The sequence below is a fragment of the Gemmatimonas sp. genome, assembly GCF_044376735.1.
In the GTDB taxonomy this organism is placed as follows: domain Bacteria; phylum Gemmatimonadota; class Gemmatimonadetes; order Gemmatimonadales; family Gemmatimonadaceae; genus Gemmatimonas.
In genome coordinates, this window is the sequence record NZ_JBILKJ010000001.1 from 27836 (window position 1) to 43753 (window position 15918).

General features: G+C 65.9%; 10 protein-coding genes. 7 read left to right on the forward strand and 3 right to left on the reverse strand.

Annotation, left to right across the window (positions count from 1 at the left end; all coding sequences use genetic code 11):
* Positions 1–15: 15 nt before the first annotated feature.
* The 4 genes from ACIRA7_RS00130 to ACIRA7_RS00145 are packed head-to-tail and all read left to right on the forward strand — an operon-like array spanning position 16 to position 3749.
* Positions 16–2013 carry an ABC transporter ATP-binding protein gene (locus ACIRA7_RS00130; RefSeq protein WP_396218757.1) on the forward strand — a complete coding sequence of 666 codons (1998 nt, stop codon included), beginning with the start codon at positions 16–18 and terminating at the stop codon, positions 2011–2013.
* A gap of 59 nt (positions 2014–2072) precedes the next feature.
* Complete coding sequence (locus ACIRA7_RS00135) at positions 2073–2864, forward strand: Stp1/IreP family PP2C-type Ser/Thr phosphatase (protein ID WP_396218758.1); 792 nt, start codon at positions 2073–2075, stop codon at positions 2862–2864.
* A complete protein-coding gene (locus tag ACIRA7_RS00140; protein ID WP_396218759.1) occupies positions 2857–3060 on the forward strand; it encodes a hypothetical protein in 204 nt (67 codons plus the stop codon). Before ACIRA7_RS00135 ends, ACIRA7_RS00140 begins: the two co-directional genes overlap by 8 nt.
* A complete protein-coding gene (locus tag ACIRA7_RS00145) occupies positions 3057–3749 on the forward strand; it encodes a thioredoxin family protein (protein ID WP_396218760.1) in 693 nt (230 codons plus the stop codon). The genes ACIRA7_RS00140 and ACIRA7_RS00145 overlap by 4 nt, the downstream gene beginning before the upstream one ends.
* A gap of 3 nt (positions 3750–3752) precedes the next feature.
* On the opposite strand, the gene ACIRA7_RS00150 is transcribed toward ACIRA7_RS00145, so the two are convergent.
* Positions 3753–5036 (reverse strand): HD domain-containing protein, encoded by a 1284-nt coding sequence (locus ACIRA7_RS00150; RefSeq protein ID WP_396218761.1) that lies wholly within the window; start codon positions 5034–5036, stop codon positions 3753–3755.
* 196 nt (positions 5037–5232) lie between these two features.
* Between ACIRA7_RS00150 and ACIRA7_RS00155 the strand changes: the two genes are divergently transcribed.
* Positions 5233–8994 carry a carboxypeptidase regulatory-like domain-containing protein gene (locus tag ACIRA7_RS00155; RefSeq protein WP_396218762.1) on the forward strand — a complete coding sequence of 1254 codons (3762 nt, stop codon included), beginning with the start codon at positions 5233–5235 and terminating at the stop codon, positions 8992–8994.
* A 62-nt stretch (positions 8995–9056) separates the two neighbouring features.
* Positions 9057–10700 (forward strand): hypothetical protein, encoded by a 1644-nt coding sequence (locus tag ACIRA7_RS00160; protein WP_396218763.1) that lies wholly within the window; start codon positions 9057–9059, stop codon positions 10698–10700.
* Between the two features lie 111 nt (positions 10701–10811).
* Here ACIRA7_RS00160 and pckA read toward each other — a convergent pair whose 3' ends face one another.
* The gene (gene pckA / locus ACIRA7_RS00165) at positions 10812–12434 is read right to left on the reverse strand and encodes a phosphoenolpyruvate carboxykinase (ATP) (protein ID WP_396218764.1); all 1623 of its coding nucleotides are present in this window, start codon (positions 12432–12434) and stop codon (positions 10812–10814) included.
* A gap of 246 nt (positions 12435–12680) precedes the next feature.
* Positions 12681–13304, reverse strand: a complete 624-nt coding sequence (locus ACIRA7_RS00170; RefSeq protein WP_396218765.1) for a hypothetical protein — start codon at positions 13302–13304, stop codon at positions 12681–12683.
* A gap of 186 nt (positions 13305–13490) precedes the next feature.
* Here ACIRA7_RS00170 and ACIRA7_RS00175 point away from each other — a divergent pair, with 186 nt between their 5' ends.
* Positions 13491–15887, forward strand: coding sequence for a TonB-dependent receptor (locus tag ACIRA7_RS00175; protein ID WP_396218766.1), 2397 nt, complete (start codon positions 13491–13493; stop codon positions 15885–15887).
* Positions 15888–15918 lie beyond the last annotated feature (31 nt).

Genomic DNA, 15918 nt, shown 5'->3' on the forward strand with positions numbered 1-15918 from the left:
TAGATTCCGCACTTCATGGCCGCTTCCGCGAACACCACGGCATCCACCGACGACGACGCGCTCGGCAAGGCGTACGACGCGCGCCTCGTGCGGCGGTTGCTGGCGTATGTGCGCCCGTATCGCCCGCTGGTGGTGGTGGCGTTGGCCTGCATTGTCCTCCAGTCCGGCATGCAGCTGGTGGGACCGCTGCTCACCCGCTGGGTCATCGACCGCGCGCTGCCCGCCCGGGACACGGGCTTGGTGGTGCAGGTGGCGCTCCTTTACGCCGCCCTGCTCGTGGCCCAGTTCGGGGCGGCCTTCGGCGAGACGCTGTTCACTTCGCTGCTCGGGCAGCGGGTGATGCGTGATCTGCGGCGGGAGCTGTTCGAACGGCTGCAGCGACTGCCGGTGGCCTACTTCGACCGTAATCCGGTGGGGCGTCTGGTCACCCGGGTCACCAGCGACGTCGAAGCGCTCAACGAGCTGTTCACCGCCGGCGTCGTGGCCGGGGTGGGCGACCTGTTCACGTTGCTCGCGATCGGCGTGGTGATGCTGTACGTGGACTGGCGGCTGGCCGTGGCGGCGTTCGTGGTCATTCCGCTGGTCCTGATCGCGTCGCGGCTGTTTCAGAACTCGGTGCGCACGGCCTATCGCGATATCCGGACCCGCCTGGCGCGCCTGAACGCTTTCATCGGCGAGCGCCTCGGTGGCATGCGCATCGTCCAGCTGTTCGGGCGGGAGGCGCACGAACTGGGTCGGTTCGACCGGCTCAACCAGTCGCACCTCGACGCGCATCTGAAGTCGATCACGGTCTACGCCCTGTATTTCCCGGTCATCGAGTTCCTCACCACGTTCGCCTTGGCCAGTCTGCTCGTGGCGGCCGGCTTCCGGGTGGGGAGCAGCGCCATTACGGTGGGAACGGTAGCCGCCTTCCTGCAGCTGGTCCGCCGCTTCTTCCAACCGCTGCAGGATCTGTCCGAGAAGTACAACATCTTGCAGGCGGCGATGGCCGCGTCGGAGCGGATCTTCGGTCTCCTCGACACGCCGGTGGCGGCTGGTGTCGCATCGACCCCCGATCGGGAGGCCCGCGTCGGCGCCTTGCGATCGGCCGGGGTCACGGTGGTGTTCGAGGAGGTCTGGTTTGCTTACGGTGAGGAGCAAGGCGTAGTCGAGGATCATGCGCCGCCGGCGCAGCGTGCCGCCGAAGCCCGTCGACCCACGCCGACGGCCGAGGCCCGCTGGGTGCTCAAAGGGGTCAGCTTCACCGTCGCCCCGGGACAGGAGATCGCCCTGGTGGGGCACACGGGTGCCGGAAAGACGACCATCGTGAACCTGCTACTCCGCTTCTACGAGCCCCAGCGCGGTCGCATTCTGGTGAATGGCGTCGACATCCGGGAACTGCCGGTGGACGTGCTCCGATCGGTCATCGGGTATGTGCAGCAGGACATTTTCCTCTTTGCTGGCGACGTGGCGGGCAATCTCCGGCTCGACGCCGACCTCGACGACGCTGCGCTGGCGTCGGCCGCGGCCCGGGTTGGTGCCGACCGGGTGATCGCCCGTCTCCCCGGGGGCTGGCAGCACGAGCTGGCCGAACGTGGTGGCGGGGTCAGCGTGGGAGAGCGGCAGCTGCTGGCCTTTGCCCGTGCCGTCGCGGCCGATCCGGCCTTGCTGATCCTCGACGAAGCCACCAGCGCCGTCGACTCGCAGATCGAGGCGGAGATCCAGCGGGCGGTCTCGGAGCTCATGCGCGGCCGGACCACGATCGCGATCGCCCACCGACTGAGCACGATCGTCGATGCCGATGAGATCCTCGTGTTGCACCACGGCGAAGTCGTCGAGCGCGGCACGCATCGCGAGCTGCTCGCCGGTGGGGGGCTGTACGATCGGCTCTTCCGCTTGCAGGTGGGTGATCCGGAAGGGCTCGCCCCGGGCGATCAGCGGGCTTCTCTGCCAGAGGAGGCGCCTTCCGCGGAGGGCGCCGATCTACCGGCGAGCTCGACGACACGCTTGCCAACCGACGCGACTCTCGGGTAGCTTCGCTTCGTCGTTCCCTGTCTCGTTCGTCCTTCTCGGTCAGACCTCTTCCTATCCACGTGCAGCTATCCGTCGCCGCCGGCACAGATGTCGGGCGCATTCGGGCCGGCAACGAAGACAGCCTCTATGCGGACGCCGATCAGGAGCGAGGGCTCTTTATCGTTGCGGATGGCATGGGCGGGCACGCCGCCGGCGAAGTGGCCAGCGAGATGGCAGTGCAAATCGTGGCGCGCGACCTCACCGATGTTCGCGACTTGACGGGCAGCGCGGTGCTCGCGCGGGTGGGGGATGCGCTCAGGGCCGCCAATCTGGCCATCTACGAGCGCACGATCCAGGAAGCCGACAAGCAGGGCATGGGCACCACCGCCTCCTGCATCATGATCGGTCAGGGTCGCTGGGTCATCGGCCACATCGGCGATTCACGCGTGTATCTCCTGCGCGACGGCACCCTGCGCCAGCTCACCAAGGACCACTCCTACGTGCAGGAGCAGGTCGACGCCGGTTTCCTTACCCCGGAGCAGGCGCGCTACCATCCCTACAGCAACGTGATCACCCGCTGCGTAGGCGCCAATGCGGCGGTCGAAGCCGACGTACTGCACGGCGAGATCCTCAACGGCGATCTCTATCTGGTCGCGTCGGATGGCCTCACCGGCATGGTCGAGGATCCGCAGCTCAAGAAGATCCTCGAGTCCAAGCAGACGCCCGGCCGCATGGTCGATGCGATGATCACCGAAGCCAATCGCCGTGGCGGTCTCGACAACATCACGGCAATCGTGGTCCAGGTGCTCCAAGTGCACGGCACGAGCAGCACGGGGACCACGGGCGAGCAGCCTGCCGTTTCGCATGCCTGAGGAGTCGGTTGGGGAGGTTGCCGAGCTCTACCTCGGCAATCTTCTGTATGCGATCGAGCGCTGCGCCTTGTCGCTCGAAGCCGACGAAAAGCCGCTCGACGCCGCCTTCTACCGTGGCATCGGGCGCAAAATGGCCGATGCGCACGGGCGTACGAAGCCCCGATTCCCAGACTCCCCCTCACCCGACCGCCCATGATGTCCCATACGCGTCTTCGCGCCGGCGTCATCGCTGGCCTCTCGGCGGCCGTCATGACCTTGGCGGCCACTCCGGCGCGTGCCGCTACGGCGGCCGCTCGTGCGCCGAGGTGCGCGGCGGCGCCGGACAGCACCCTGCTCGCGTTGTTCGGCAGCGGGCAGAGCTTCCCGGATTTTCTCGCCGCTGCCAAGGCGCGCCGTGAGGGGTGGCTCAAGATGGCCGACAGCGCGCGAGTGGACGATGCGCTTGTGGCGCGCGCCAAGGCCGTGGGGGGCACTTGGCATCTGCTGGTGGTCGCCATCGACGCCTGCGGCGACTCGATGAACAACGTGCCGTATCTGGCCAAGCTGTCGGAACTGGTGCCCGGGCTCGACCTGCGCATCGTGCTGCCCGTGAACGGCCGGCCGGTGCAGGATACCCACCGCTCGCTCGACGGACGCACCGCCACGCCGACGATCGTGCTTCTGGACGGCAAGGGGAACGACATGGGCTGCATCGTGGAGCTGCCGCGTGAGATCCGCGAGTGGGCCCACGGCGTGCGCGGCACGGTCAGCAGCGATTCGCTGCACGCCGGCATCCGCGCGTTCTACGCCGCCAATCGCGGCGCCGCCATCACCACCGAAGCGGTGGAGCTGTTGGAAGCGGCGAAGGCCGGATCCCCGCGCTGTGCGCGCGGAACCCGGCCGTAGCGCCTAGCCGAGCAGCGCGGTCCCGGCATCGAGTCGGGCCCGCACCACATCGGCCTCTTCGCGCAGGACCGCCAGCACTCGGGCTTCCGGGACCGGGGCCCGGTCTGTCGTGAACACGCGAAGTCGTCGCGCACTGCGGTAGAGTTCGTCGCTGAGCCGGGGGAGGTTGATCGCGCCCTCCCAGCCAGCCGCCGTGAGCTGCTCCACCCGCCCATCGCGACGCTGCATCGGAATATCGAGCCCGAGCATCTGCGTCTTGGCCGGATAGTCGAGGAGCACCGCGCCCGCCGGGAGCCCGAGCTCACGGGCGAACGCATCTTCCACGCGGCGAGTGAGGCGGAAATCGCTGGCGATCCATTCGCCCACCTCTTCGCCGAGCGTGGCGGCGGGGCACTCGTAGGCCCGTTTGTGCAGCCGTCGGAAGCGCAGGCCGTCCAGCATCACCCGCGCCTCGACGGGCAACGATGGGACGTCGAGATGCACCAGGAGCCCCTCGTCGGTGAAGTGCGCCACCGCATCGGCGGCCACATGCCCCGAGTCGAGCGCCACCGCCACGAGGCGCTTGTACATCGCCGTCGCGCTCCGCACGGCGTGATGCCAGTACACGTTGCGGTACATCTGGTATTTCGCGAACAGCAACGATTCGAGCGCTGACAACCCTTTCTCGTGTACGCCCACCACGCGTGACGTGCGATCGGGTGTCTGCACGATCACGAGCGAGTTGAGCAGCCGGTCCACATCGATCTCGCCGTACGGCACGCCGCACATGGTCGCGTCGCGCTTCAGATACTCGATCTTGTCGAGGTCGAGTGAGCCAGAGATCAACCCCTGCAAGGCGTCCGTGCTGCGACCGGTGATGAGCGCGAACACTTCCTCGGGCGCCGAGTCGCCGAGCGCCTGCCGGAGCACGTCGGCCACGGGCCCCGACGTGATCAGCGGATGCGCGACTTGTTCATGGTGCGTGACGCCGATCTCCTCGAGCGCATGTGAGAACGGATAGTGCCCGACGTCGTGGAGCAGCGCGGCCGCCCGCACGATCTGCTGGGCCCGTGCATCGATGCCCTCGAGGGCATTGCGCTCCTCGAGGAGGCGCAGGGCGACGCCGGCCAGGTGCCACGCGCCCAATGCGTGTTCAAACCGCGAATGGGTGGCGCCGGGGTACACCAGAAAGGCGAGTCCCAGTTGGCGCACGTAGCGCAGGCGCTGCACGACGGGTGTTTCCAGCAGCGCCAGCGCGAGCGGGTCGAGGCGAATGTTGTTCCACAGCGGATCGCGAAGAATCTCCATGCTGAAAGATATGAAGCGGAGCCGTCATCGGGGCGTCATCGGGGGCCGCTCCGGCTCAATCCGGTTCGAACCGACATTCCAACGAAACACCGAAGCCCCGTGTAATGGGATTAGGCAGGCCGACGTCGGATTTCCCGTTGAATCGACGTCTCAAATCCGCTCTTAACGCGGGTGCAGGTTCCCCGTCTACCTTGTCGTGACCCATACTTCTCCATTTCTCAGACGGCTCCTCGGCGCCATCGGATTGCTCTTCGTGTGCAGTCTGCAGTTGGCCGCGCAGGCCGTCGATATCATCCGGGGCCGCGTTGTCGGCACGGATGCGCAAGCGATTCCCAATGTGCTCGTCACGGCGACGACACTCAGCGGTAACGTCAGCCGCTCGTCGCGTACCGACAAGAACGGTCGCTACACGATCTCGTTTCCCGGTGGGGAAGGCGATTACTGGGTGACCTTCTCGGCCGTCGGACTTGGGCCCCGCCGTTATCAGGTGAAGCGCACGGCCGACCAGGAAATCCTGATCGCCGACGCCCGTATGGCGCCGGCGACCATCACGCTCGACGCGGTGCAGGTCACCGAGCGTGCTGCCGCGTCGCGCAGCGATACCGTGACCGATGTCTCTGGTACCGAGAAAGCGGTTGACGATGCCGCGGCCGGATTCCTCACCGCCGATCAATTGGGCGATCTGGCCGCGATGGCCTCGGCCATCCCAGGCGTTCAGCTGTTGCTGGGCGCCGACGGTGCCGCCGACGCGTTCTCCGTGTTCGGCTTGGGAGGCGACCAGAACAATACCCAACTGAACGGGCTCAACTTCGGTGATGCGGCGCTGCCGCGCGATGCCAGCGTCATGACCTCGCTCGCCACGTCGTCGTACGACGTATCGCGCGGTGGCTTCTCCGGTGGTCAGTTGCAGGTGCGCACGCGCTCGGGCTCGAACTTCATCCGGCGCAGCCTGAGCGGCAACCTGATTACGCCGCAGATGCAGTGGCTCGACCAGACTGGGCTCGCCACCGGTCAGCAGTTTACGAACATGTCGGTGGGCGGCTCGGCGTCGGGACCGATCAAAGCCGATCGCGCCTTCTTCAACTCGTCGTTCCAGTACGATCGTCGATTGCAGGACCTGCAGACGCTGCTGAGCGAGAGCTCGCTGGGCTTCGAGACGGCCGGCGTGGCCGCCGACTCCGTCGCGCGTCTGCTCAGTATTCTCGGCTCCAGTAATGTGCCGATCACGGTGGGCGGTTACTCCCCGCAGCGCATCGTCAATCGCGCCACCGTACTCAACAGCTTCGACTACGTACAGCCCAATTCAAATCGCGGCAACACCTTCGCGATTACGCTCTCGGGCAACTACTCGGGCACGGCGCCGGTCGGCGGCGGTGGCGGCGGGTTTGGTGGCTTTGGTGGCGGCGCGGCGAGTCTGTTCACACCCACGCGTGACGGCACGCGCGACAGCTACGGCGGCGCCCTGCAGGCGCGTCACAGTGGCCTGCTCGGCTTCCAAGGCATCTTCACGGAAAGCACGATCGGCTACAGCATGAGCCACAACGCGTCTGATCCGTTTACCATTCTTCCGGCTGGTTCGGTTCGCGTAAACTCCCAGTTGGTCGATGGATCGGCCGCGGTCAGCAGCTTGCTGTTCGGTGGGTCGCCAAGTCTGAACACGGCGTCGACCAACGCCTCGTTGGCGGCCAACAACACGTTGTCCTGGTTCTCCAACGACAACCGTCATCGCGTGAAGCTCACCACGGAGCTGCGCCGCGACGAGTTCTCACAGAACGTCGCGTTCAATCAATACGGGTCGTTCAGCTACAACTCGCTGACCGACCTCCAGACGAACACGCCGGCCTCGTTCACCCGCACGTTGTCACCCCGCACGCGCACCGGCAGCCAGATCGTCGGCGCCATGTCGCTCGGCGACGCCTGGCGTCCTACGAACGATCTGCAGGTGCAGTACGGCGTCCGCGTCGATGGTAACCATTTCTCGAAGGGGCCGCAGTCGAATCCGGCCGTGCTGTCAGCGTTCGGCCTGGACAATGCCGAGACACCGAATCGGCTCTACGTGAGTCCGCGCGTCGGCTTCTCGTGGACGGTAGGACAGGCCGACCAGATGGCGCTGCTTCCGGGCATGATCCGCGCGCCGCGCGCCGTCATCCGCGGTGGTGTCGGCGTCTTTCAGAACACCCCCGGCGTCCAGCTCATCTCGAACGCCATCGACAACACGGGTCTTCCCTCGGCGCTGCAGCAGCTCACCTGTTTTGGTGCAGCGACGCCGCGACCGAATTGGTCGGCGTATTCGGTGGACGAAGCGAACATCCCACGTACCTGCGCTGACGGCACCAGCGGTACGGTCTTCGCCAACAGCTCACCCAACATCACGCTGTTCGTCCCCGACTACCTCGCCCAGCGTTCCATTCGCGGCAACCTGCAGTGGGCCGGCGCCGTCCTCAAGAATCGCTTCATGTTCTCGGTCGACGGCACCTTCTCGCGCAATCAGCGCCAGCAGGGTGGTGTGGATCTCAACTTCCCGGGCATCCAGCGGTTCACACTGGCCAACGAACTCGGCCGACCCGTCTTTGTCACCCCCGCGGCGATCGTACCGAGTACCGGACAGGTGGCGTGGCGTCAGTCGCGCGTTGCCGACGCGTTCGGTCGTGTGACCGGGCAGACGTCCACGCTCGAGTCGGAGAGCAAGCAGATCAACATGAGCTTGCGCCCGGCGGTGTTCAATTCGCACTACAACTGGAGCTTGGCGTACGTACTGGCCGACGTGCGTGAACAGTTCCTTGGCTTCAATAGCACCGTGGGGTCGCCGACCGGTACGGAATGGTCGAAGAGCGCGTTCTTCTCGCGCCATCAGATCCAGTATTCGTTCAGCTACAACGCCTGGGATGCGGTGCGCATCTCGTGGAACGGCAACTTCCGCTCGGGCATCAACTACACGCCCACGATCAATCAGGACGTGAACGGCGACAGCTATGGCAACGACCGCGCCTTCATCTACGATCCGGCCACGGTGACCGATCCGGCGCTCAAGGCCGGTCTCGAGAACCTGCTCGCGACCGGCACGCGGGAAGCGGTGTCGTGCCTGCGCAGCCAGATCGGCCAGTTCGCGGCGCGCAATTCCTGCACGAGCCCGTGGACGATGCAGGGCAACCTGAACATCTCGTTCAACTCGCTCAAGATCGGATTGCCGCAGCGCGCGAACCTGAATCTGCAAATCGCCAATCCGCTCAATGGTCTCGATCGCCTGATCAACGGCGAGGCGGGACTGAAGGGGTGGGGCGCCAATCCGAGCCCGAGCGGCCAGCTGCTCTTCGTGCGCGGCTTCGATGCCACGAGTAACACGTTCAAGTATGAAGTGAACGAGCGTTTCGGCTCCACACGTCCGGCGCAGACCACGCTCCGCTCCACCCCGGTGTCGATCACCATGACGATGAGCATCGACGTCGGCCCGACACGCGAACAGCAGCAGCTATTGCAGCAACTCGACCGTGGTCGCTCGCGTGCCGGCAACAAGCCGTCGTTGCAGCAGCTTCGCGGTACGGCGACGTCGGGTATCATCAACCCGATGCAGCAGCTGCTCCAGCAGTCGGATACGCTCAAGCTCACGCGCCGGCAGGCCGACAGTCTCGCCACGCTCAACCGCTACTTCGTGCTCCGCTCCGACAGCATCTGGAATCCGGTCACCAAGTTCCTCTCCGAGCTGCCCGACAAGTACAATCATGATGACGCGTACGCGCGCTACCGGGACGCCCGCGAACAGACGGTCGACATGCTCATCAAGTTCGCCCCGGGCATCAAGAGCCTGTTGACGCCGGCGCAGATCCGGATACTCCCCGCGTCTCTGGTCAGCTTCCTCGACAAGCGCACCCTTCAGGGATTGCGCTCGGGAACGGCGGGAGGCAATCAGTTCGGCGGCGGCATGGGAGGTATGGGTCGTGGCGGTGGTGGTGGCCGATGAGGCAACTGATCATGATCAACCTGACGAACCGAAATTTCTCTCGACTACAGCGTGGTACTCGCATGAGCATCAGCATGAACATGTCGCGCACGAAGTTCGCGGCGTGGACGATGGTTGGTGTGTCGATCCTGGCCGCCACCGCCTCGACCGCGTCGGCGCAGGTGTCGCCGGAGACGCCGTCCACGGCTACGGTGCCCGTGCGTGACGTCACCGCGCCGCTGGCCAAGGCCACGCGCCCGATCGGCGGCGCGAACATGCTCCGTGCGCTCCCCGATGGCTCGATCTTCATCAACGACGTACAGCGTCGCCAGCTGCTGCGCTTCGACCCCACGTTGCAGAACGTGGTGGTCGTGGCCGATACCGCGCCTGGCGCCCTCATGCCGTACGGGCAACGTCCGATCGGCTTGATCCCGTATCTGGGCGACTCCTCGATCGTGGTCGATCCGGCCACGCTGTCGATGGTCGTGCTGGACAAGAACGGCAAGACGGTGCGCGTGATGGCGTCGCCGCGCACGAACGATGTGAACACGCTCTCCAACATGAACCTCGGGTCGCACGCCTTCGATCAGAAGGGTCGCTTGTACTATCGGCAGGGCAACGCCGGCGGCGGGCCCGGCGGCGGCGCGGCGGCGATGATGTTCGGCAGCGGCAACGACCGTGGTGGCGGTGGTGGAGGCCGTGGCGGTCAGCCGGGCGGGCAGGGTGGCAACACCCAGCAGCAGGGGCGTGGTGGCGCGCAGCCCGCGCGTCCCACGGCCGGTGACGATCCGGCCTTCCGTGGTGGTGCGCCGGGCGGCGGTCAGCCGTTCGGTGGGCCGGGTGGGCGCGGTTTCAATCCGGCAAACCAGCCGGATTCCGTGCCCATCGTGCGCGTCGACTTCGACACGCGCAAGGCTGACACCGTCGCGTACGTGAAGGTGCCCAAGAGCGAATCGCAGATGACGCGGGGCGAGGACGGCAGCACGAAGCTCACGATCAAGATCAATCCGCTGCCGCAGGCCGACGACTGGGCGCTGTTGAACGACGGTACGGTGGCCATCATGCGCGTGCTCGACTTCCATGTCGACTACTACCATCCCGATGGGTCGCATGTGGCGTCGGACAAGCTGCCGTTTGACTGGAAGCGCATCACCGACGACGACCGGACGAAACTGGTGGATTCACTGCAGACGCTCGCCAAGGCCGCGACGGAACGGTCGGGTGGCAGTGGCGGCGGTGGCTTCCGTATGTCCTTCGAGCCGGTCGCAGCCGAGAAGCTTCCCGACTATTACCCGCCCATCAAGGCGGGGACGACGATGGCGGACTTCGACGGCAACCTGTGGGTACTGCCTGCCACGTCCAACCTCTCGGCGCAGCTCGCCGCGCAGTTCATGGGTGGGATGGGCGGCGGCATGGGTGGTATGGGTGGTCGTGGTGGTCCCCCGGCCGCGGGTGCCGCCGGTGCCGCCGGTGCCCGAGGCGCTGGCCGTGCCGCCGGAGACACTACCCGTGGCGCCTTTCCTGCCGCCGCGATGGGCATGATGGCGGCCATGATGAATCAGCCGCCGCTGGTGTACGACATCATCAGCCCCGCCGGCAAGATGATTGAGCGTGTGAAGCTGCCTGCTGGTCGTCAGCTCCTCGGCTTCGGCCCGAACGGTGCCATCTTCCTCGGCGCTCGCGATGGCCGACAGATCATCGTTGAGAAGGTGATGCGGAAGGAGTGAGGCCGCGTATCGCCTATCGCGCAAAAGGAAACGCCCCGGAGCACGCTGCTCCGGGGCGTTTCCTTTTTATCCGCGATCATCGGCGCCAATCCGCGGAAAGGCCGCTCAATGTCAGCCCTTCGGTCCCGCTCCCAGAATGGCCGGCGACACCGCGGCGCCGAACTTCGTGATGTTGTCGCGGAACATGCTCGCCAGCTTGCTCGCCTGCGCATCGTACGCCGCGCCATCGGCCCACGTGCTGCGCGGGTTGAGCACGTCGTTCGGTACGCCGTTTACGGCGTTCGGCAGGTGCAGCCCAAAGATCGGATCGGCCGCAAAGCTCGCGTTGGCCAACGAGCCGTCGAGCGCCGCACGCACCATCGCGCGCGTGTAGCTGAGCTTCATGCGCTGTCCCACGCCATAGGCGCCGCCACTCCAGCCCGTGTTCACCAGCCACACCTGCGAGCCATGCGTGCGCAGCAACTCGCCCAGCATCTCGGCATACTTCGTGGGGTGCCACACCAGGAACACCGCACCGAAGCAGGCCGAGAAGGTGGCCTGCGGTTCCGTGACCCCGCGCTCCGTGCCGGCCACCTTGGCCGTGTAGCCCGACAGGAAGTAGTACATCGCCTGTTCCGGCGTGAGCTTGGCGATCGGCGGCAACACGCCGAACGCGTCGGCGGTCAGGAACACCACGTTCTTGGGGTGACCACCACGGCCGCTCGGAACGTGGTTCTTGATGTAGTGCAGCGGGTACGACGCGCGCGTGTTCTCGGTGATCGACTGGTTCGAAAAGTCCACCGATCTGGACGGCTCGTTGAGCACCACGTTTTCGAGCACCGTGCCGAACATCTGCGTGGTTTGGTAGATGTCGGGCTCGTTCTCGGGCGACAGGTTGATCACCTTCGCGTAGCAGCCACCTTCGAAGTTGAACGTGCCTTCCGCCGACCAGCCGTGCTCGTCGTCGCCAATGAGTCCGCGCGTGGGGTCGGCCGAGAGCGTGGTCTTGCCTGTGCCCGACAGGCCGAAGAACAAGGCCGTATCGCCAGCGGCTCCGATGTTGGCGGAGCAGTGCATCGAAAGCACGCCCTGCTTCGGGAGCAGGTAGTTCATGACCGTGAACATCGCCTTCTTGAGTTCACCGGCGTAGCGCGTGCCACCGATCAGGATCGTGCGCTCGGCGATGTTCAGTACAATGAACGTGCCGGTGCGCGTGCCGTGCTTTGCCGGGTCGGCCTGATACTCCGGCGCGTGGTACACCGTGAAGTTGGGCGCGAAGGTTGCCAGATCCTCGACGGCCGGGCGGATGAACATGTTGCGCACGAACGACGCGTGCCAGGCATTCGGCAGCACGTAGCGCACACTCAATCGCGTGGAGGGATCGGCGCCGCAATACAGGTCCTGCACGAACAGCTCGGAGAGCGTGCTCAGATAGTTCTTGACGTCTGCCTTCAGCGCTTCGTAATGCGCCTGCGCCATCGGCTGGTTCACCTTGCCCCAGTCCACGTCGGCTTCACTCGACGACTCCTGGACGACGAACTTGTCGTTCGGCGAACGGCCCGTGTGCGGCGACGTGACCGCGACGAACGGCCCCATCTCGGCCAAGCGACCTTCGCCGCGGCGGATCGCCGCTTCGACGAGTTCGGGCGCGACGAAGTTCCAGTGAACCTCACCGGACGGCTTCAGTCCCTGGGGGGCGAGCCCTTCGAGACTTTCGCGGCGAACGGCAGCGGACGGGATGACCTGTGTCGCCATGGTGCGACCCTCACGGAAAACGTACGGCGGGACAGGCACGACTGAGCGCGCACGGTGCAGCGCTTGGCCTGTCCTGCGGAAGGTGTACTTCAGTGATGATGAAACTGCGGCCAACGAACTTCGGTGTTCGTTCGGGAGCCTCTTGAACCGAAACTGAAACATGACGGACGAGGCCCTTCGGCTCAAGCGCCGTGCTCCCTTTTCCCTGCATGAATCCTCAGCACGTCGGCCGTCGGTACGCAGGTCTCACAGGGTAATGTCGGGTGCTCGCCCCAAGAGGTTGCGCAGGGTGGCCCGATCGCGATCGCTGGGCGCACGCACACTCGGGCGCGTGTACATCACATCGCTGGTCTCCGGACTGTGCCCACCGATGCCGACCGCATGTCCCAGTTCGTGCGCCACGAGGGCATCCAACGCAGCCTGTGTGGCGGTCGTGGTCATGTCCACGCGAATCACGATGGACGTGGTCAGTACGGTCGATCCGACGGGCCGCAGCCGCTCGGCGCGGCCATTGAGCGGGCAGAAGTAGGTGTAGCCGGCGGCGCCCGAGGGATTGAAGGGGCAGGAGCCGGTGACGACGGGCTGAGGGATACTCCGATCGTACATAATGACGTCGGCCGCATCGCGGTTCGCGACGACCTCGAGCGTGAACTCGCGCGCCTGCGGCACCGCGTTCCAGGCAATCGTCGCGCGCTGTACGGCGGCCGCGAGATCCACGCCGGCGGCGGCCATGGGTTCTATGAATACCCGCACTCTCGCGCCGGTACTCCACCGATACAACAGGCCGCCGGTGAGGGAGGTGGGATCGTACGCGAACTCCGGGCGGACCACCGTGGAACTCTCGCATCCGACCAGAAGCATCGACATCATGACGGCGTGCACCACAGAGCGGCCCGTCAGCCGACTTGGCGTCGGGTGGCGCGTCCGGTGTACGATGCTGGGGTGAACACTCTCCATAGTGGAAACCTGTTTGACCGGTGCGGGCGCGTCCAGCCGATGCCCCTCACGAACACGGCTTACACGATGTCGAGTTCTCATTAGCTTCCAGAGGCCACTATGCCACTCGCCCTTCTCGATTCACTCGTCCGCCGCGCGCGGGCCGTCGTCGCCCTTGCGACCCTGAGCGTCTGTTCGATCGCGCCGGTCGGGGATCTCGGTGCGCAGGCGACCCCTCACGGTTTGTCGCGCCATATCCATGGCGTCGTCGAGGAGGAGACGACCGGTCGTCCGGTCGATGGGGCCACCATCGTCGTCGAGATGCCGGGAGCGTTCGCCGGCGCGGTGCCGACGTCCCGCACGCTTCGAGTGGACTCAAAGGGGCGCTTCGATTTCCGTGACCTGCCGGCTGCCGTCGTCCGCCTGCGAGTTCGCGCGGTCGGCTTCGCCCCATATGAAGAGCGCATCGATCTCACGGTCGCGGACCGATTGCTCATTGTGCATCTGGAGAGCGCCGCCACACGACTCGACAAGGTAGCGGTGCGGGCCGATACGCTCGTCGAGCGACTCGGACGCGTGGCGGCCACCTCATCGCTGGATGCGGCCACCCTTGCGGCGACGCGTGGTCAGACGCTCGGCGAGACCATCAAGAACTTGCCGGGCGTAGCCGTGATCCAGTTCGGCCCGAGCGTGGCCAAGCCGGTGATCCGTGGCCTGAACTCGCAGCGCGTGCTCGTCATGAACGCCGGACTGCGGCAGGAAGATCAGCAGTGGGGCACCGAGCACGCGCCGAACATCGACAGCTTCGAGGCCAGTGGGGTGACCGTCGTGCGTGGCGCGGCAACCGTCCTCTATGGGGCCGATGCGCTTGGCGGTGTCGTGCGCGTGGATCGGGCAACGCTTCCCGATTCCGGGGGGATCCGCGGCGATGTGGCCCTGAACACGTTTTCGAACAGTCGTCAGGGAGCGCTGTCCCTGAGCGCCGAAGGCGGGAATCTCGTCCTTCCGGGGGTTGGCCGTGTTGGGTACCGCGCCCGATTGACGACGCGCGTGGCCGGCAACGCCGGCGCGCCAGACTACGCTCTCTCGAACACGGGCTTCCGTGAACTCAACGGCAGCGTCGCCGCCGGCGTGTCACGCCCGTGGGGAACGGCGGAGATCACGGCCAGTCGCTTCGGGACCGAGCTCGGCATCCTGCGTCAGGCGCACGTCGGCAATGCCGACGACCTGACACGTTCGATGACCTCGCCGCCCGCGGACTCGGCCTTCACGTACGGAATCGGTCGCCCAAGCCAGCGGGTCAACCACACGACGCTTCGCACCCGGCTCACCTTCCTGGCCCCGCACGCGAGCGAGTTCGAAGTCGTGTACGGGCTGCAGTTCAATCATCGACGGGAATACGATAACCACGGCCCGTTGCGGTTCCGCGACGTGGCGGCATTCAACCTGAAACTGTTCAGCAATTCCTTGGACCTGCGCTGGACGCATCAGCGCTGGCGCGGGACGAAGGGAACGATTGGCGTCAGTGCGTTGGCGCAGGGCAATCAGACGCTCGGCAAGGCGTTCCTCATTCCCGGCTTCGACCTGTGGCAAGGAGCGCTCTACGCGCAGGAAGAGCTCGCCCTTGGCCGTCTGTCGCTGAGTGGCGGGCTCCGTGGCGACGCGATCGCGCAGACCACCATTCCCTATGCCGATCAGGGTATCCGCAGCCCCGCCGGCACGCGCACGTGGCGCGATTTTTCAGGGTCGGTCGGCGCGGCCTATTTGCTGGCCGATGGGCTCGACGTAGCGGTACGTGTGGCCCGCGCGTGGCGCCCGCCGACGGTCAACGAGCGCTACGCGCAGGGCGTGCATCATGGCACCGCGCAGTACGAGCTTGGCAATGCCGCGCTGACGCCGGAACGGTCGCAAGGGGTAGAGGCCACCATTCGCTACAACCGGCCGTCGCTGCAGCTCGAGGCCGCTTCGTACGCCAACCGCATTGCCGGGTTCATGTTTCTGCAGCCCGGCGCACCGGTGCAAACGATCCGTGGGGCCTTCCCCGGTTATCGCTACGCGCAAACCGAGGCGTCGCTCCGTGGCCTTGAACTCTCGGGTACGTGGAATCCGGGAACGCGGTGGCAGTTCATCGCGAATGGCACGGCGGTGCGCGGCACGGATCGCGCAAACGGTGGTCCGCTCTTCGATATGCCAGCCGATCGGTTGTCCCTGACCGCGCGGTGGCAGGGGCAACACGCGCGGCTGGGTGAGTGGTTCGTCGGCACCGGCACGCAATTGGTTCGAACGCAGGACGGCGTACCCGAGGGAACGGTGTACACACTTCCCACGGCGGGCTACGCGCTGCTACAGCTGGAAGCGGGAAGCCGCACGTTGGCGCTTCTGGGACGCCAGGCGTCGCTGTCGGTGTCGGTGAACAACGCACTCAATACGCGCTATCGTGATTATCTCAGCCGCTATCGGCTGTTCGTGAATGACGCCGGCCGCGATGTGGTCGCTCGCCTCACGATGCCATGGTGAGTACGGCCTCGAAGCCTCCCGCATGTCGTAG

Coding starts and splice junctions, on each gene's coding strand:
- pckA (WP_396218764.1), bottom strand. CDS start 12,434: ATGGCGACACAGGTCATCCCGTCCGCTGCCGTTCGCCGCGAAAGTCTC.
- ACIRA7_RS00130 (WP_396218757.1), top strand. CDS start 16: ATGGCCGCTTCCGCGAACACCACGGCATCCACCGACGACGACGCGCTC.
- ACIRA7_RS00150 (WP_396218761.1), bottom strand. CDS start 5,036: ATGGAGATTCTTCGCGATCCGCTGTGGAACAACATTCGCCTCGACCCG.
- ACIRA7_RS00170 (WP_396218765.1), bottom strand. CDS start 13,304: ATGATGTCGATGCTTCTGGTCGGATGCGAGAGTTCCACGGTGGTCCGC.
- ACIRA7_RS00175 (WP_396218766.1), top strand. CDS start 13,491: ATGCCACTCGCCCTTCTCGATTCACTCGTCCGCCGCGCGCGGGCCGTC.
- ACIRA7_RS00160 (WP_396218763.1), top strand. CDS start 9,057: ATGAGCATCAGCATGAACATGTCGCGCACGAAGTTCGCGGCGTGGACG.
- ACIRA7_RS00145 (WP_396218760.1), top strand. CDS start 3,057: ATGATGTCCCATACGCGTCTTCGCGCCGGCGTCATCGCTGGCCTCTCG.
- ACIRA7_RS00140 (WP_396218759.1), top strand. CDS start 2,857: ATGCCTGAGGAGTCGGTTGGGGAGGTTGCCGAGCTCTACCTCGGCAAT.